The sequence below is a fragment of the Streptomyces sp. NPDC018029 genome, from assembly GCF_044327655.1.
In the GTDB taxonomy this organism is placed as follows: Bacteria; Actinomycetota; Actinomycetes; order Streptomycetales; family Streptomycetaceae; genus Streptomyces.
On record NZ_JBIRFV010000009.1, the window covers coordinates 348,034 to 364,496 of the forward strand.

General features: G+C 73.3%; 14 protein-coding genes and 1 riboswitch. Of the genes, 3 read left to right on the plus strand and 11 right to left on the minus strand.

All coding sequences use genetic code 11. From position 1 onward, the window contains the following. Positions 1 to 44: 44 nt before the first annotated feature. The 4 genes from ectB to ACH4D5_RS28070 form a co-directional block, all read right to left on the minus strand. A complete protein-coding gene (gene ectB, locus ACH4D5_RS28055) occupies positions 45 to 1,316 on the minus strand; it encodes a diaminobutyrate--2-oxoglutarate transaminase (protein WP_398307664.1) in 1,272 nt (423 codons plus the stop codon). A gap of 94 nt (positions 1,317 to 1,410) precedes the next feature. Beyond that, positions 1,411 to 1,962: a diaminobutyrate acetyltransferase gene (gene ectA / locus ACH4D5_RS28060; RefSeq protein WP_398307666.1), complete on the minus strand. Its 552-nt coding sequence runs from the start codon at positions 1,960 to 1,962 to the stop codon at positions 1,411 to 1,413. A 353-nt stretch (positions 1,963 to 2,315) separates the two neighbouring features. Further along, on the minus strand, positions 2,316 to 2,840 hold the full coding sequence (locus ACH4D5_RS28065) for a DinB family protein (protein ID WP_398307668.1): 525 nt from the start codon (positions 2,838 to 2,840) through the stop codon (positions 2,316 to 2,318). An 85-nt stretch (positions 2,841 to 2,925) separates the two neighbouring features. Beyond that, positions 2,926 to 4,026, minus strand: a complete 1,101-nt coding sequence (locus ACH4D5_RS28070) for a pyridoxal-phosphate-dependent aminotransferase family protein (RefSeq protein WP_398307832.1) — start codon at positions 4,024 to 4,026, stop codon at positions 2,926 to 2,928. Between the two features lie 142 nt (positions 4,027 to 4,168). Between ACH4D5_RS28070 and ACH4D5_RS28075 the strand changes: the two genes are divergently transcribed. Both ACH4D5_RS28075 and ACH4D5_RS28080 read left to right on the plus strand, forming a co-directional pair. Continuing rightward, the gene (locus ACH4D5_RS28075) at positions 4,169 to 5,266 is read left to right on the plus strand and encodes an amidohydrolase family protein (protein ID WP_398307670.1); all 1,098 of its coding nucleotides are present in this window, start codon (positions 4,169 to 4,171) and stop codon (positions 5,264 to 5,266) included. 269 nt (positions 5,267 to 5,535) lie between these two features. Continuing rightward, entirely contained in the window at positions 5,536 to 6,477 is a 942-nt protein-coding gene (locus tag ACH4D5_RS28080; RefSeq protein WP_398307672.1) for an SCO1860 family LAETG-anchored protein, read from the plus strand. A gap of 527 nt (positions 6,478 to 7,004) precedes the next feature. Here the strand turns inward: ACH4D5_RS28080 and cobC are convergent. Continuing rightward, the gene (cobC, locus tag ACH4D5_RS28085) at positions 7,005 to 8,504 is read right to left on the minus strand and encodes an Rv2231c family pyridoxal phosphate-dependent protein CobC (RefSeq protein ID WP_398307674.1); all 1,500 of its coding nucleotides are present in this window, start codon (positions 8,502 to 8,504) and stop codon (positions 7,005 to 7,007) included. A 75-nt stretch (positions 8,505 to 8,579) separates the two neighbouring features. Between cobC and ACH4D5_RS28090 the strand changes: the two genes are divergently transcribed. Then, entirely contained in the window at positions 8,580 to 9,311 is a 732-nt protein-coding gene (locus ACH4D5_RS28090; RefSeq protein ID WP_398307675.1) for a ZIP family metal transporter, read from the plus strand. A gap of 14 nt (positions 9,312 to 9,325) precedes the next feature. On the opposite strand, the gene ACH4D5_RS28095 is transcribed toward ACH4D5_RS28090, so the two are convergent. From ACH4D5_RS28095 to ACH4D5_RS28120, 6 genes are all read right to left on the minus strand, one after another. Next, complete coding sequence (locus ACH4D5_RS28095) at positions 9,326 to 10,663, minus strand: cobyrinate a,c-diamide synthase (protein ID WP_398307677.1); 1,338 nt, start codon at positions 10,661 to 10,663, stop codon at positions 9,326 to 9,328. Continuing rightward, on the minus strand, positions 10,657 to 11,265 hold the full coding sequence (cobO, locus tag ACH4D5_RS28100; RefSeq protein ID WP_362996962.1) for a cob(I)yrinic acid a,c-diamide adenosyltransferase: 609 nt from the start codon (positions 11,263 to 11,265) through the stop codon (positions 10,657 to 10,659). The genes ACH4D5_RS28095 and cobO overlap by 7 nt, the downstream gene beginning before the upstream one ends. After that, the gene (locus tag ACH4D5_RS28105) at positions 11,265 to 13,355 is read right to left on the minus strand and encodes a putative cobaltochelatase (RefSeq protein WP_398307679.1); all 2,091 of its coding nucleotides are present in this window, start codon (positions 13,353 to 13,355) and stop codon (positions 11,265 to 11,267) included. The genes cobO and ACH4D5_RS28105 overlap by 1 nt, the downstream gene beginning before the upstream one ends. Before the next feature lie 58 nt (positions 13,356 to 13,413). Continuing rightward, entirely contained in the window at positions 13,414 to 14,922 is a 1,509-nt protein-coding gene (locus ACH4D5_RS28110) for a cobyric acid synthase (RefSeq protein ID WP_398307681.1), read from the minus strand. Further along, complete coding sequence (locus tag ACH4D5_RS28115; protein ID WP_398307683.1) at positions 14,919 to 15,875, minus strand: cobalamin biosynthesis protein; 957 nt, start codon at positions 15,873 to 15,875, stop codon at positions 14,919 to 14,921. The genes ACH4D5_RS28110 and ACH4D5_RS28115 overlap by 4 nt, the downstream gene beginning before the upstream one ends. Before the next feature lie 129 nt (positions 15,876 to 16,004). Continuing rightward, positions 16,005 to 16,081: riboswitch (cobalamin riboswitch) on the minus strand. A gap of 154 nt (positions 16,082 to 16,235) precedes the next feature. Beyond that, complete coding sequence (locus tag ACH4D5_RS28120) at positions 16,236 to 16,460, minus strand: hypothetical protein (protein ID WP_398307685.1); 225 nt, start codon at positions 16,458 to 16,460, stop codon at positions 16,236 to 16,238. Between the last annotated feature and the right edge of the window lie 3 nt (positions 16,461 to 16,463).

Below are 16,463 nucleotides of genomic sequence, written 5' to 3' on the forward strand. Positions count from 1 at the left end.
GGTTCCTTTTCTCTTACGGTGCCGGGGCTCGGTAGCGCGCTCGCTCAGGCGGTCTCGCGGACCGCACGGGCCAGCGTGCGCAGCCCCTCGTCCAGCTCGTCGGGGGTGATCGTCAGCGCCGGAAGGAGCTTGACGACCTCGCCCTCGGGGCCGGAGGTCTCGATGAGCAGGCCCAGTTCGAAGGCCCGCTTCGCCACGGCGCTCGCCCGGTCCTTGTCCAGGAACTCGATGCCCCAGACCAGACCGCGGCCGCGGAACTCCTTGATCTCGGCGCGGTTCTCGTCGACGATCGCGGTCAGCGCCTGCTCGACCTGCTCGCCGCGGGCGCGGGTCTGCTTCTCCATCGCCGGGCCGTCGGTCCAGTAGGCCTCGAGGGCGGCGGCGGCCGTCACGAACGCCGGGTTGTTGCCGCGGAACGTGCCGTTGTGCTCGCCCGGCTCCCACACGTCGAGCTCCGGCTTGAACATGCAGAGCGACATCGGGAGGCCGTAACCGCTGATCGACTTCGACACGGTCACGATGTCCGGCGTGATGCCCGCCTCCTCGAAGGAGAAGAAGGCACCGGTGCGGCCGCAGCCCATCTGGATGTCGTCGACGATCAGGAGCATGTCCCAGCGCTCGCACACGTCGGCGAGCTTGCGCAGCCACTCGGCGCGGGCGACGTTGATGCCGCCCTCGCCCTGCACCGTCTCGACGATGACGGCGGCGGGCTGGTTGAGGCCGGAGCCCTGGTCCTCCAGGAGCCGCTCGAACCAGATGAAGTCGGGGGTCTGTCCGTCGAGGTAGTTGTCGAACGGCATCGGCGTGCCGTGCACCAGCGGGATGCCGGCGCCGGCCCGCTTGAAGGCGTTGCCGGTCACGGCGAGCGAGCCGAGCGACATGCCGTGGAAGGCGTTCGTGAACGACACGATCGACTCGCGGCCCTTGACCTTGCGGGCCAGCTTCAGCGCCGACTCCACGGCGTTGGTGCCCGTCGGGCCCGGGAACATGACCTTGTACGGCAGGTCGCGCGGGCGCAGGATGATGTTCTGGAACGACTCCAGGAACGCGCGCTTCGCGGTCGTCGACATGTCGAGACCGTGCGTGACGCCGTCGCGCTCCAGGTAGTCGATGAGTGCGCGTTTCAGCACCGGGTTGTTGTGCCCGTAGTTGAGCGAACCGGCGCCGGCGAAGAAGTCGAGGTACTCGTGGCCGTCCTCGTCGTACATGCGGCTGCCCTGCGCGCGGTCGAAGACCGTAGGCCAACCGCGGCAGTAGCTGCGCACCTCCGACTCCAGGGTCTCGAAGACGCTCAGGTCGGGCTGGGTGATGGTCACAGCAGATCTCCTGGGAGATGGAAAGACGTGGGAGGTGGGGGGAGTTACGGGTGTTGCGTGTTGCCGGGGTGGCACGTGGGGGAGGCGAGGGCGCTCAGTAGCCGAGTGGACCGATGCGGTACAGGACCTCGGGCTCGTGTCCGCCGTCGGGGAAGAGCCCCGCGTCGAACAGGACCGTCCGCTCCAGGGACGCGCCGTGGCGTGCCGCGTAGGAGGTGAAGAGCCGTTCGGACGCGGTGTTCCCGGGCGTGATGGTCGTCTCGACCGCGGTCAGCGCACGTCCGGCGGCGACCTTCGAGGTGAGCCCGTCGAGCAGGGCGCCGGCCAGACCGCGGCCGCGCTGCGCGTGGTCGACGGCCACCTGCCAGACCACCAGGGTGTTCGGCCGCTCGGGCCGGATGTACCCGGTGATGAAGCCGACCGGCTCCCCGTCGGCGTCCCGGGCCACGACGGACGTGGCGGCGAAGTCGCGGCACCAGAGCAGATAGCTGTACGAGGAGTTGAGGTCGAGCACCTTGGAGTCGCGGGCGATCCGCCAGATCGTGGCGCCGTCGGCGACCACGGGACTGTCGAGACGCAACCCCTCCGGCATTTTCAGGAATTTCGCTTGCAGGTCGGTCGGTAGATCGGCTTGTGCAGCGGTCATGCGGATTGAATTTACCGAGCAATTTCTGGAATTGCATCGGGGGAAGGGGTTACATGAGAGCGCTTCATGTGTTATCACGCGTGGGCGTGCGCCCGCATGAGATGCCGCCGCTTTGGGGTGGTTTGGTCCGGATTTACCACGCAAAAAGGACGCGTTGTGGAGTACGTCACACAGGCGTAACCCGGTGGAGACGTGCCCGAATTACGGCGATTGGTGCTGTCGAAACCTTAGTGTTTAGGTCTCCGGAAAGCGGGCAGAAGAATACGGGAAGCTGTGCTTGTCGAGTTTATAAATAATTCGTGAGAACGTGCGCGGGAATTCAAAGAGAGCGGCAAAGGAGCGGAGGGGTGGATTCACGATCCGGTGACCCCGTCGATGCGCTCCCTGAGGAGATCGGCGTGGCCGTTGTGCCGGGCGTACTCCTCGATGAGATGGACGAGGATCCAGCGCAGGCTGACGACGTCCTCGCCGCCCATGACGGCCGCTTCCTCCGCGCCGAGCCGCCCGGTGTCGTCGAGCGAGCGCCCCGCGCAGAGCTCCCGGGCCACGGCGACCTCGCGCTCCCACACCGCGAGCACCTCGGCGAACGTCTTGGACCGGTCCAGGACGAAACCACTGCGATCCCCGTAGAGCGGCGCCACGTCACGCCGCGCGAACACCCGCTGGAACCAGTTCCGTTCGACCTCGGCGAGGTGCTGCACGAGGCCGAACAGCGAGAGCGAGGACGGTTCGACGGACGTGCGCAGCGCCTGCTCGTCGTCCAGCCCCGCGCACTTCAGCGCGAGGGTGGCGCGGTGGATGTCGAGCCAACTCGCCAGCATGGTGGGCTCGTCGGCGGTCAGGGGCGGAATGCGGCGGCCGTCCGGGAGCGTGGTCATGACATGCACGGTGCCACGGGGTGCGTGCATCTGGCCATGGGGCGTCGGACGGCCGCGGGCAGAACTTCCCGCGGGGCGGGGCGTGTCAGCTCCAGGCGTCCGTCACCGCGCGCCGGGCCCCCTCCAGGTCGACCACGAGGCCGCCCTCGGCCATCGCGGCACCCAGGGCGGCGACACAGGCGTGCACCACACCACGGGTCGCGTCCGTGCCGTAGTGGTTGACCCGGATCATCTCCTTGGCCAGCGCCCCGCCGCCGGCGATCAGCGGAAGCGCCGGGTCCGCGGCGAGCGCCCTGGCCACCAGCTCCGAGGCGTCGACACCGGACGGCGTACGCAGGGTGGTGGCGACCGGCGCCGCGTCCACGGCCTCGTGCACATACGGCTCCAGGCCCCCGCCGAGCGCGAGCGCGCCCGCGCGGGTGGCGACCGCGGCGGTGGCGTGCCGCGCCATCAGGGCGTCGAGGCCCTCCGACTCGATGCGCTCCACGCACGCTTCCAGAGCGAGCATCTCCAGCTGGGCCGGCGCGTGCAGCAGCGCCTTCCTGCCCCCGTCGATCCAGCGCTCCTTCCAGTCCAGGAGGGAGAGGTAGGAGCGGCGCGGCGCCTGCGGATTGGCGGCGATGCGCTGCCAGGCCCGCTCGCTCACGGACACCGCGGAGACCCCCGCGGGACCGCCCATCGCCTTCTGCGCGCCGATCACGCACAGGTCCACGCCCCACGCGTCGGGAAGCAGCGGCTCGGCGGCCACCGAGGCGACCGCGTCCAGCATGAACAGCGCGCCGTGCTCGCGCACGACCTCGCCGATCTCCGCGACCGGGTTGGTGTTGCCGGTCGCCGCCTCGGCGTGCACCAGCGAGACGAAGTCGATCTCCGGGTGCTCGGCGAACGCCTGGCGCACCTGCTCGGCCGTGACGGCGGTGTGGAACGGCACGGCGAGGTCGACGACGGTCGCGCCGCAGTCCCGCAGCCAGTTCCCGAAGGTCTGGCCGTACGGCCCGGTGATGATGTTCAGCGCGGTCGTGCCCGGCCGCGCGGCGCCCCGGATGCAGCCCTCCAGCGGCAGCAGCGCCTCGCCCTGCATGATCACGACGTCCTGCTCGGTGTCGAGCAGGCGGGCCACCCGCGCCTCGATGGCGGCGAACTGCTCGGCGCTCAGCGGCGCCAGGTCCAGAAAGGGGTGCGTCACAGTACTGCTCACGTCAGTGCTCACTTCGCTCACGAGTTCGTTCGGGCTGCGGCACCGAGCGTACCGACCGGTCCCGCGTGGGGCGTTCCGAGTGCCCTGTACGCCCTGTACCACTCGTCCGGGGCCCTCCTAAGCTGCTGGCATGAGCGATCACGCGGTGCTGCACGTGAAGGGGCGGGTGCTCGTCGGACCCGATGACGTACGGGACGAGCTGTGGGTGGTCGGGGGGCGGGTGACGTACGACCGGCCCGTCGGGACGGCGGCGGACGACGTCCGTACGGTCGAGGGCTGGACGCTGCCCGGCCTGGTCGACGCGCACTGCCACGTCGGCCTCGACGCGCACGGACCCGTCGACGCGGACACCGCAGAGAAGCAGGCCCTCACCGACCGCGAGATCGGCGCCCTCCTGCTGCGCGACGCGGGCTCACCCTCGGACACCCGCTGGATCGACGACCGCGAGGACCTCCCGAAGATCATCCGCGCGGGCCGCCACATCGCGCGCACGCGCCGCTACATCCGCAACTACGCCCACGAGATCGAGCCCGAGGACCTCGTCGAGTACGTCGCCGGGGAGGCGCGGCGCGGCGACGGCTGGGTCAAGCTCGTCGGCGACTGGATCGACCGCGAGGTCGGCGATCTGACGGCGTGCTGGCCCCGCGAGGCGGTGGAGGCGGCGATCGCGGAGGCGCACCGGCTCGGCGCCCGCGTCACGGCCCACTGCTTCGCCGAGGACTCCCTGCGCGATCTGGTCGAGGCGGGCATCGACTGCATCGAGCACGCCACGGGCCTGACCGAGGAGACCATCCCGCTCTTCGCCGAGCGCGGCGTCGCGATCGTCCCCACGCTCGTCAACATCGCCACGTTCCCGGACCTCGCCGCGGGCGGCGAGGCGAAGTTCCCGCGCTGGTCGGGGCACATGCGGCGGCTGTACGAGCGTCGCTACGACACCGTGCGCGCGGCGTACGACGCGGGCGTCCCGGTCTACGCGGGCACCGACGCCGGTGGCTCCCTGGCCCACGGCCTGGTGGCCGCGGAGATCGTCGAGCTGACCCGCGCGGGCATCCCGGCGGTCGACGCGCTCTCCGCGACGACATGGGGCGCACGTGAGTGGCTGGGGCGCCCGGGGCTCGCGGAGGGCGCGCCGGCGGACCTCGTGGTGTACGAGGCGGATCCGCGGGCGGACGTGCGGGTCCTTGGGGCGCCGCGGAGGGTGGTGCTGAACGGGCGAGTGGTGGGCTGACCGGGGGCTGACCTGTCACCCACCGCACGCGGTGGGGCTGGTGCTGGGGTGACGCGGGGGAACGTGCGTGCCGCGAGATTCGAACCCAGGGACGGAAACGTCCCGTTGGAGTGAACACACGCCGGGTTGCTGACCGTTCACTCTAAGTGCGTAAGGATTCCCGCGTCGTCCCCCGTCCCAGCGGGACGACGCCATCGGCGCGCACGTGATGTCCCCATGTGGCGTGCGCCGCCGGTGGCCCACTTTTCTCCTGTGGGGGTTCCACCACCTTGAACAGCGACACCTTCCGCATGCCTGCCCGCCGCCTCTCCGTCGTCGCGGTGACCACCGCGCTCGCCGCAGGGCCCGCGGCGCTGGCCGGAGCGGGATCCGCGCACGCCACGGACGGCGACAGCCACCGGGGCGGGCGGGCCGACGCCGTCGTGCTGCGCACCGGCCTGAACATCTCCCTGCTCAACAAGACCCTGAACGTCCCGCTCAAGGTCGCCCTGAACGAAGTGCAGGCGCCCGCGAGCGCCGAGAAGACCACGCTCACCGCCCGGTTGGACGGGGTCGACGGCGGGCGCCCCTTCAGCGTCCTGCGCGCCGACGTGGCCACGGCGAAGGCGACCGTGCGGGGCGGCACGGCGGAGGGGTACAGCAACGTCGCCCGGGCGAAGATGCATGTGCCCGGGCTGCCGCTGCTCTCCCTCGTCGAGGTCGAGAAGGTCACGTCGAAGGCGGTCTGCGCGGCGGGGAAGAAGCCGGTCGCCGAATCGAATCTGCTGGGCGGCGTGACCGTGCTCGGCAAGAAGGTCACGCTGACGGCGCGGGGGACGACGGAGGTGAAGGTGCCCGGGGTCGGCGAGGTGCGCCTCGACCTCTCCAAGACCCACACGACGTCACGTACCGCCGCGGCCTCCGCGCTGGAACTCACGGTCTCCGTGAACCCCCTGAAGCTGAACGTCGCGGAGGTCACGGGCACGGTGCGGCTGGCCGGGGCGGGCTGCGAGGCACCGACGGCCACGCCGCCGAAGGAGAACGAGAAGCAGCCGCAGGAGAAGCCGCAGGGTGAGCCGGGGGAGCGGGTCGACCCGGCAAAGCCGGAAACGGGAGCGAACCTCGCGGAGACGGGTGGCAGCTCCATGACGCCGTACGTGGCGGGTGGAGCGGTGGCGCTGCTGGCGGCGGGAGGAGGAGCGGTAGCACTGGGCCGCCGCAACCGCAGCTAGCCACGACCGGGGGCGCCCGGGCCCGCCTGCTCTTGGTCTGAGGGGTGCGTCTCGGGCGGAGTTCGGGGTTCGCCTTTGCTTCGTCTGTGGGGCGGGGCCGCGGGGGTATGTGCGTACTCGCCATCCCTGCGCCGCGCCTCAAGTCCAAAGGCGCCAGGGTGTGCTCGGTGCTCCGTTCGCACATACCCCCACGTCCCCTCGGGCGCGCGTGCGCCTGTGCCCCGGTGGGGGCTTGCGACAACCACCCGCGCGTGCGGCTGCGGCCCGGGGGCGGCCTCGCTCCTGCCCTGCGGGCCGTTGCGGGCCCCCGCACCTGTGGGCTCACCCCTGCCCTCGGCAGGCTGTTGCGGGGCACCCGCCCCGCCCAAGCCCGCTGAACGGCGCGGGGCACCCCACCCACCCGCCCCCACTCCCGCTGAACGTCACAGGGAACCCCCACCCACCCGCCCCTACCCCCGCAGGGCGTTGCGGGGTAAACGGGTGGGTGGGTGGGAGGTATCCGCCGCGGAGCGGCGGGGTTGGGGCTCCTACCCGGGCGGGGCGGCGCAGGGCAGACCCTGGTGCAGCGTCGCGGTGAGGGCGGCGAGGAAGCGGTCCGAGGTGGCACGGTCCCGGACGGCGAGGCGGATCCAGTCGGGCCCCAGGCCAGGGAACGTGTCGCCACGCCGCACGGCGAACCCCACCCCCCGGAGCCGCTCCCGCACCCCGCCCGCCCCGGGCACCCGGACCAGGAGAAAGGGCCCCTCCGCGGGGCCCACCACGCGGACCCCGCGGTCGGCAAGGGAGGCGAGCCCACCGAGCAGGTGGGCCCGGTCCGCCGCGATGCGGTGCGCCGCATGCCCCGCCTCCGCCAGCGCCCGCGGCCCCACACACGCCCGCGCCGCCTCCAGCGCGGGCGACGAGACCGGCCACAGCGGCTGCGCCCGGCCGAGAGTGGAGATCACCTCCGGTGAGGACAGGACGTAACCGATGCGGAGCCCCGCGAGCCCCCAGGTCTTGGTGAGGCTGCGCAGGACCACCAAGCCGGGTATGTCCGTACGGCCCGCCAGTGCCTCCCGCTCGCCCGGCACCGCGTCCATGAACGCCTCGTCGACCACCAGGATCCGCCCGGGGCGCGCCAGCGCGGCGACCGACGCCGCCGGGTGGAGTACGGACGTCGGGTTCGTGGGATTGCCGACGACCACCAGGTCGGCCTCCTCGGGCACGGCGGAGACGTCGAGCCGGAAGCCGTCCTCCTCCCGCAGCAGCACCCGCCCCACCTCGTGCCCCGCGTCCCGCAGCGCCGCCTCGGGCTCGGTGAACTGCGGGTGCACCACGTAGGGGTGACGGACCTTCAGGGCGCGGGCGAGCAGGACGAAGGCCTCCGCCGCGCCCGCGGTGAGCAGCACGCGGTCGGGCGTCAGACCGTGCCGCGCCGCCACCGCCTCCCGCGCAGCCCGCCCGTCCGGATAGGCCGCCAGACCGTCGAGGGACGCGGCGATCACCTCCTTGAGCCAGGCCGGGGGAGTGTCGGAACGTACGTTCACGGCGAGGTCCGTGAGGTCCGCGCCGTCGTCCCGCACCTCCGCGTCCCCGTGGTGGCGCAGGTCGACCGGGACGGCGGGCGTGCCGGGCCGGGCCGCGACCGCGCACGTCGCCATCGGTGGGCGCCCCACGGGCGCCGACTTCCGCTTCGGCACGAGGAGTTCACCACCGCCCCGCAGCGCCGCCGCCTCCGCCACCGACGGCGTGCCCACCGCGGCACGGGACCTCGCGGTCGGGTTCGGCACCGCGACGTCCGCCAGGTCCCGCGCCGCGTACGTCACGAGCGGCACGCCGAGCCGCGCGGCCGCCCCGACGATCCCCGGCTCCTCGCCCTTCACGTCCACCGTCGCCAGCTCGGCGACCGCCGTCTCGGGGAAACCGGCGTCGCGGACCGCGTCCCGGACGAGGCCGAGCACCTCCTCCACCGGAGCGTCCTCGCAGGCGCCGACGCCGACGACGAGCACGACGTCCTCGACAGGCGTCACCTTTCCGGCTCCGGCCATGGGAAGTAGGTCCTTTCGTGTGGGGCGGGGGTGGTGGATGTGCGGGACCGGGGGTCAATCGGCTAGCAAGGGGCCATGGCGGTGCTCGTGGCGCTCGGCGCCTTCCTCATGACCCTGGTGGGCGGCTGGACGGCCCAGCGGGTCACCGACCGGCGCCATCTCGTGCTGGGGCTCGCGGGCGGGCTGATGCTCGGCGTCGTCGGCCTCGACCTGCTGCCGGAGGCGCTGGACGCCGCGGGCGGTCCCGTCTTCGGCGTACCGGCGGCCCTGCTCCTGTTCGTCGCCGGCTTCCTTCTCGCCCATCTGGTGGAACGCCTCCTCGCGGGCCGGCACGCCGCGCACGGCGCAGGGGACGACGGGCACGGCCGGGTCCCGCAGGTCGGCCTCACGGCGGCCGCCGCGATGGTCGGGCACAGCGCGATGGACGGCGTCGCGATCGGCGCCGCCTTCCAGGTGGGCGGCGGCATGGGCGCGGCCGTGGCGCTGGCCGTCGTCGCCCACGACTTCGCGGACGGCTTCAACACGTACACGATCACCAGCCTGTACGGGAACGCCCGCCGCAAGGCCCTCGCCATGCTCTTCGCGGACGCGGCGGCCCCGGTGGTGGGCGCCGCGTCGACGCTGCTCCTCACCATCCCGGAGCAGCTGCTCGGCGGCTATCTGGGCTTCTTCGGCGGCGCGCTGCTGTACCTCGCGGCGGCCGAGATCCTGCCCGAGGCGCACCACGACCACCCGGCCCGCTCGACGCTGCTGTGCACGGTGGCGGGCGCGGCGTTCATCTGGCTCGTGGTGGGCATCGCGGAGTGAGCGCCCCGGTCCGGTCACGGCGTGCATCGTTCGACGAACCGGCGTGCGACGCCCGGCTCCGCCGCCCAGTGCGTGTGCAGGTAGCTGGCGTGCACGTTCCCCTGTACGAAGCCTTCGACGCGCCGCTCGGGCCGGTGCAGGCCCCACGCGGGGGCCGCCCCGGCGCCCGGCTCGACGACCGTGCGGTGGAACTCGTGGCCCCGCATCCGCGTCCCGGCGGGCGCGAGCACGCTGTCCGACACGGCCACCGCCTCCCGGTACCCGAGCGTCAGCCGCTCCGACATCCGCGCCGAGGCGTCAAGCACCCCGCACATCGGCTTCCCGTCCAGCTCACGGGAGAGATAGAGCAGCCCCGCGCACTCGGCGGCCACGGGCGCGCCGGAGAGCGCGAGTGCCGCCACGGCCTTCCGGAGCGGTTCGTTGGCGGACAGCTCGGGCGCGTACACCTCGGGGAAACCGCCCCCGATGACCAACCCGGCCGTCCCGTCGGGCAGTCGCTCGTCGTGGAGGGGGTCGAAGGTGACGACCTCGGCTCCGGCGGCGGTGAGCAGCTCCGCGTGCTCGGCGTAGGAGAAGGTGAAGGCGGCCCCACCGGCGACGGCGACGACGGGGCGCTGCCCGGCTGAAGGCTCCCCAGGGTCCCACGCCCCACCCGGCAGGGTCGGCGCGCTGCGCGCCAGCGCGAGGAGGGCGTCCAGGTCGCACCCCTCCCGTATCCGCGAGGCCAGCGCCGCGACGGACTCCACGGCCTCGGCTCGCCGCTCGGCGACGGGCACCAGCCCCAAGTGCCGTGACGGCGCGCTCACTTGGGCCACGCGGCGCAGTACACCCAGCACCGGCACCCCGGACTCGTCCAGCGCCTCCCGCAGCAGCGCCTCGTGCCGGTCCGAGCCGACCTTGTTGAGGATCACGCCCGCGACCCGCACCTCGGGGTCCCAGGACGCGAAGCCGTGCACCAGCGCCGCCACCGACCGCGACTGCGACGACGCGTCGACGACCAGCACGACCGGTGCCCGCAGCAGCTTCGCGACGTGGGCGGTGGAGGCCAGCTCGCCCTGCCCGGCGGCCCCGTCGTACATCCCCATCACGCCCTCGACCACGGCGAGGTCGCAGCCCGCCGACCCGTGCGCGAACAGCGGCGCGATCAGGTCGGGCCCGCACAGGTACGCGTCGAGGTTGCGGCCGGGGCGGCCGGTGGCGAGCGCGTGGTAGCCGGGGTCGATGTAGTCGGGCCCCACCTTGTGCGGGGAGACGGCGAGCCCGGCCGCCGCGAAGGCGGCCATCAGGCCCGTCGCGACGGTCGTCTTGCCGCTGCCCGACGACGGCGCCGCGATGACGAGACGAGCTACCACTCGATGCCCCTCTGGCCCTTCTGGCCGGCGTCCATCGGGTGCTTGATCTTCGACATGTCGGTGACGAGGTCCGCGAAGTCGATCAGCTGCTGCGGGGCGTTGCGGCCGGTGATGACCACGTGCTGCGTGCCGGGGCGGTTCCGCAGCACCTCCACGACCTCGTCGGTGTCGATCCAGCCCCAGTGCATCGGGTAGGCGAACTCGTCGAGGACGTACAGCTTGTACGTCTCCTCGGCGAGGTCCCGCTTGACCTGCTCCCAGCCCTCACGGGCCTTGTCCTCGTTGGTGAGCTCGCCCTCGGCGGGGGCGCGCTGGATCCACGACCAGCCCTCGCCCATCTTGTGCCAGGCGACCGTGCCGCCCTCACCCGAGGCGCCGAGGACCTTCAGCGCGTTCTCCTCGCCGACCTTCCACTTCGCCGACTTCACGAACTGGAAGACGCCGATCGGCCACCCCTGATTCCAGGCGCGCAGCGCGAGCCCGAACGCGGCGGTCGACTTGCCCTTCCCGATGCCCGTGTGGACGAACACCAGCGGACGGTTGCGGCGTTGACGTGTCGTCAGACCGTCGTCCGGTACGACACTCGGCTGTCCCTGCGGCATTAAGCGGCCCTCCTCGAAGGCGAGTTCATTCCCTGTACGTCCTTGACGAGGCCGGCGATCGAGTCGGCCCGCAGCTCGTCGAGGGTCACGGCCGTCCCGCCGAGCTCGCCCGCCAGCTGGCCCGCGAGACCGAGGCGTACGTAGCCCGACTCGCAGTCGACGACGACCGAGGCGACCCCGTCCGCCGCGAACAGCCGGGCCGCGCGCCCCGCGCGGGCCACCGGCTCCACACCGCCCGTCGCCCGCCCGTCCGTCACCACGACCACCAGCGGCCGCCGCGCGGCGTCCCGCAGCCGCTCCACGCGCAGCACGTCGTGCGCCTTCAGCAGGCCCGCGGCCAGCGGCGTGCGGCCGCCGGTCGGCAGCGTTTCCAGCCGGGCCGCGGCCGCGTCCACCGACGACGTCGGCGGCAGCGCCACCTCGGCGTCCTTGCCGCGGAACGTCACAAGCCCCACCTTGTCGCGCCGCTGATAGGCGTCCAGGAGGAGCGAGAGCACGGCACCCTTCACGGCGCTCATGCGCTGCCGCGCCGCCATCGACCCGGAGGCGTCCACGACGAACAGCACGAGATTGCCCTCGCGCCCCTCCCGCGTCGCCTGCCGCAGATCGTCACGGCGTACGACGAGACCGGCACCGGACCGCCCGCGCGCCTTCTGGTGCGGCGCGGCGGCCTGCACCGTCGCCGCCAGGTGCAGCTTGGTGAGGGTGCCACGGGGGCGGCGCGAACCCGTCGTACGGCCGTGTTCGGTCCGCGCCCGCGAACGCCGGCCCGCCGCGCCCTCGCCGATGCCGGGCACGCTCAGCATCTTCGTGCGGAACGGCTCGGCGGCGCGTACGGTCTGCTGCTCGCCGGATGCGCCGCCCGGGGCCGGGGCGGGCTCCTGCGGGGCCGGGGCCTCCTCGGCCTCCGGGCCCTGGTTCTGGGCGCCCTGGTTCTGGGACGGCAGCTCCGGGGAGTCCGGGCCGTCCGCGGGAGGCTGCCCACCGCCTCCGCCGGGGCCGCCGTCGGGACCGCCGCCGTCGGGGTCGTCGTCGCCCTCGGGCGGCTCGGGCTTCTCGGAGGCGTCGTCGGCCTCGTTCTCGCGGGCCTCCTCCAGCGTCTCGTCGAGCTTGTCCTCGTCGAGGCCCGGGGCGTCGAAGGGGTTGCGGCGCCTGCGGTGCGGCAGCGCGAGCAGCGCGGCCTGCCGCACGTCCTCGCTCTGCACGTCCGTACGGCCCGCCCACGCGGCGAGCGCCGTCGCCGTGCGCGCCATCACGATGTCCGCGCGCATCCCGTCGACCTCGAACGCCGCGCAGGTCGCCGCGATCTGCCGCAGCGCCGCGTCGCCGAGAACCACCTGGGGGAGCAGCGCGCGCGCCGCCACGACGCGGTCGCGGAGCGCAGCCTCGTCCGCGGCGAAGCGGGCCGCGAAGCCCTCGGGGTCGTCGTCGTACGCGAGCCGCCGCCGTACGACCTCGACGCGCTGGTCGGTCTCCCGGGACGCGGCCACCTCGACGGTGAGACCGAACCGGTCGAGCAACTGCGGCCGCAGCTCGCCCTCTTCGGGGTTCATCGTGCCGACGAGCAGGAACCGCGCGGCATGCCGCACGGACACGCCTTCGCGCTCGACGTACGAGGCGCCCATCGCGGCGGCGTCCAGGAGCAGGTCGACCAGGTGGTCGTGGAGGAGGTTGACCTCGTCGACGTACAGGATGCCGCGGTGGGCGTCGGCGAGCAGCCCGGGCTCGAAGGCCTTCACGCCCTCCGCGAGCGCCCGCTCGATGTCGAGGGCGCCGACGAGCCGGTCCTCGGACGCGCCGACGGGCAGCTCGACCATGCGTGCGGGGCGCGCGGTGGCGCCGCCCGCCTCGTGCGGGCCGTCGGGGCAGTTCGGGTCGGGCGCGGCCGGGTCGCACGAGAAGCGGCACCCGGCGACGACCGGGACCTCCGGGAGCAGCGCGGAGAGCGCGCGCACGGCGGTGGACTTGGCGGTGCCCTTCTCTCCCCGCACGAGCACGCCGCCGACGGCGGGCGATACGGCGTTCAGCAACAGCGCGAGCCGCAGGTCGTCCTGCCCGACGAGGGCGGTGAACGGATACGGGGTACTCACAGAGCCTCCTTGATGCGGTGGTGCGTGGCGGTGCTCACGAGAGCCGTTGCGCGGCCGCTCATGACGGCGCACCCGGCGCGATGAACGGCAGGCCCCCCGGCGCGCCGTTCTCGATCAGGCGCCACAGCGCGTCCGTGTCCGCGTGTTCTTCGATCAGGTCGCCGAGCAGGTCGAGCTGTTCCTCCCGCAGCGTGCCGAAACTGGTGTCGGGGGCGGGCACGAAGCGGCGGCCCGCCGCGCGGGCGACCTCGGTGAGGAACCGGCGGCGGAACGCGTCGCTCTCCAGCGACCCGTGCCAGTGCGTGCCCCACACCTCGCCGACCCGGCAGCCGTCCAGGAAGGGCTCCCCGCCCGCCACCTCGGCCACGCCGTGATGGATCTCGTACCCCTCGACCGGCTCCCCGAGGGCCTCGCCCACCGGCCGCGCGAGCGTCTTCTCGCGGGCGAACCGCACCCGCACCGGCAGCAGCCCGAGCCCGTCGACGGACCCGGCCCGCGACTCCACGTCGTCCTCGATGTGCTCGCCGAGCACCTGGAAGCCGCCGCAGATGCCGAGCACCGGCCGCCCCTCGGCGGCCCGGCGCGCGAGGGCGCCCGCGAGACCGCGCTCACGCAGCCAGCGCAGCGCCTTCACCGTGCCGCGCGTGCCCGGTACGACCACGAGGTCCGCGTCGACGAGCTCCTCCGCCCGGTCCACGAACCGCACGACGACGCCCGGCTCGGCGGCCAGCGCGTCCACGTCCGTGAAGTTGGACATCAGCGGCACCGCGCACACGGCGACCCGCAGTACGTCCTCGCCGACCGGCGGCGCCACCACGGACTCCCGCACCGCACCCCGCAGGGAGACCCGCAGGCCGTCCTCCTCGTCGATGCCGAGCCCGTGCCGGAACGGCAGCACGCCGTACGTGCGCCGCCCGGTCAGGCCGAGCAGCATGTCGAGCCCGGGTTCGAGGAGGGAGACGTCCCCGCGGAACTTGTTCACCAGATAGCCGGCGACGAGCTCCTGGTCCGCCGCGCTCAGCAGCGCCGTCGTCCCGAAGAACGACGCGAACACCCCGCCCCGGTCGATGTCCCCGACCACCAGGACGGGGAAGCGGGCGGCGCGCGCGATGCCCATGTTCACGATGTCGGTGCGCCGCAGGTTGATCTCGGCGGGACTGCCCGCGCCTTCGCAGATCACGGCGTCATAGGTGCCCCGGAGTTCGTCCAGGCAGCCCACGACGGTGTCGAGCAGCGCGGCCTGCCGGCCCCCGTGGTAGCCGCGCGCACTCATCTCGCCCACCGGCTTGCCCATCAGGACGACCTGACTGGAGCGGTCGCCGCCCGGCTTGAGCAGCACGGGGTTCATCAGCGCGCTCGGCTCGACGCGGGCGGCCTGCGCCTGCATGGCCTGCGCGCGCCCGATCTCGGCACCCTCGCGGGTGACGAAGGAGTTGAGGGACATGTTCTGCGCCTTGAACGGCGCGACGGACACGCCCTTGCGGGTCAGCCACCGGCAGATGCCGGCGGTGACGACGCTCTTCCCGGCGTCGGAGGTCGTCCCCGCGACGAGCAGCCCACCACTCATATGTCTCTCCTCGACTTCGCCGACCGCAGTGCCCGGCGGGCCGTCACCGCGACTCCCAGTGCCAGCCAGCTCACGCGCCGGGACAGCTTCACGGCCCGCTCGATGTCCGCCACCCGCACGTCCCGCCCCGCCGCGTTCAGGACGGGCCGGTGCTCGACCCGCCCCGCGTACGAGAGGGTCCCCCCGAGCCGCACGCCCAACGCCCCCGCGAAGGCCGCCTCGACGGGCCCCGCGTTGGGACTGGGGTGCTTCGCGGCGTCCGCACGCCACGCCCCGACCGCGCCCGAGGGCGAGTCCCCGGCCAGCGCGGCCAGCGCGGCGGTGAGCCGCGCCCCCGGCCATCCGAAGACGTCGTCGAGGCGGGCCGAGGCCCACCCGTAGCGCCGGTACCTCGACGACTTGTGGCCGACCATCGCGTCCAGCGTGTTCACGGCGCGGAAGGCGACGAGCCCGGGCACCCCGCCGATGGCGCCCCACACGAGCGCCCCCACCACCGCGTCGGACGTGTTCTCCGCGACGGACTCCACGACGGCCCGCGCGACGCCGTCGGCGTCCAGCGCCTGCGGGTCGCGTCCGCACAGATGCGGCAGCCGCTCCCGCGCGACCTCGATGTCGCCGGCCTCCAGCGCCCCGCCGACGGCCCGCGCCTCACGGCCGAGGGAGGTCCCGCCGACCACGGCCCAGGTCGCGGCGGCGGTCAGCGCCACCGAACCGGCGCGTGACCGGCCTACGAGAGAAGAGGCGAGGGCTGCGGCGCCCGCCGCGCCCCCGACGCACACCGCGGCGTGCAGCGCGCCCCACCCGCGGTGGTCGCGCCACAGCACCCGCTCGACGGCGCCCGCGGCACGTCCGAACGCGGCGACCGGATGGCCTCGGCGCGGATCGCCGAGCAGCAGGTCACCGAGGAGTCCGGCGGCGGCGCCGTACGCGAAGTCGCGATCGGCAGCACTCATGGGCTCAGCCCGTCGCTGCACTGAGGAGGGAACTCGTACTCAGGAAAGGAACCGGCAACGGGCGGCCGCGCATGGCGATATGTCCTCACTCAGGGTGTCCGCGCCCTGGTTCGACGTGATCGGCGGCGAGAGTTCCTGGCTCGCGGGGAGCGTCTCTCCCCGGTGACAGTGGCGGGACCGCGCCGGATTCGCACCGGCTTCCTCTTCTGCCGCCGTAGTTGGCCCCGGCAGTCCACCACGCCCCGCGAGAGCCCGTCAACTCGCCGTTGACCTGCGGCGGGAGAGTGTGTTGGGGCCCACACGCACAAGGGGGGCGCGAAGCGTTCCGCACGCTCCGCGCCCCGCCCGGGAACGCCGCTGTCAGGCGACGATCAGATAGATCCCGTACGCCACGGCCGCCGCGCACAGCGCGAAGCAGGCGTACGCGCCGGTGCGCGCCATGGCCGCGGAACCGCCGTCCGATGCGGCCGCCGTCTCCTGCTTGGAGAGGCCGACGACGCCGAGGGTGAACAGGCCCACCAGGGCCACCGTCACCGCGAGGCTGACTCCGAAGACGGAGCCGAGAGCTGCCCAGTCGATGCTCATGGT

Excerpts from the sequence above, each read along its gene's own strand:
- ACH4D5_RS28065 (WP_398307668.1), bottom strand. The coding sequence starts at position 2,840 with ATGACCACGCTCCCGGACGGCCGCCGCATTCCGCCCCTGACCGCCGAC.
- cobO (WP_362996962.1), bottom strand. The coding sequence starts at position 11,265 with ATGCCGCAGGGACAGCCGAGTGTCGTACCGGACGACGGTCTGACGACA.
- ACH4D5_RS28110 (WP_398307681.1), bottom strand. The coding sequence starts at position 14,922 with ATGAGTGGTGGGCTGCTCGTCGCGGGGACGACCTCCGACGCCGGGAAG.
- ACH4D5_RS28120 (WP_398307685.1), bottom strand. The coding sequence starts at position 16,460 with ATGAGCATCGACTGGGCAGCTCTCGGCTCCGTCTTCGGAGTCAGCCTC.
- ACH4D5_RS28075 (WP_398307670.1), top strand. The coding sequence starts at position 4,169 with ATGAGCGATCACGCGGTGCTGCACGTGAAGGGGCGGGTGCTCGTCGGA.
- ectA (WP_398307666.1), bottom strand. The coding sequence starts at position 1,962 with ATGACCGCTGCACAAGCCGATCTACCGACCGACCTGCAAGCGAAATTC.
- cobC (WP_398307674.1), bottom strand. The coding sequence starts at position 8,504 with ATGGCCGGAGCCGGAAAGGTGACGCCTGTCGAGGACGTCGTGCTCGTC.
- ACH4D5_RS28115 (WP_398307683.1), bottom strand. The coding sequence starts at position 15,875 with ATGAGTGCTGCCGATCGCGACTTCGCGTACGGCGCCGCCGCCGGACTC.
- ACH4D5_RS28090 (WP_398307675.1), top strand. The coding sequence starts at position 8,580 with ATGGCGGTGCTCGTGGCGCTCGGCGCCTTCCTCATGACCCTGGTGGGC.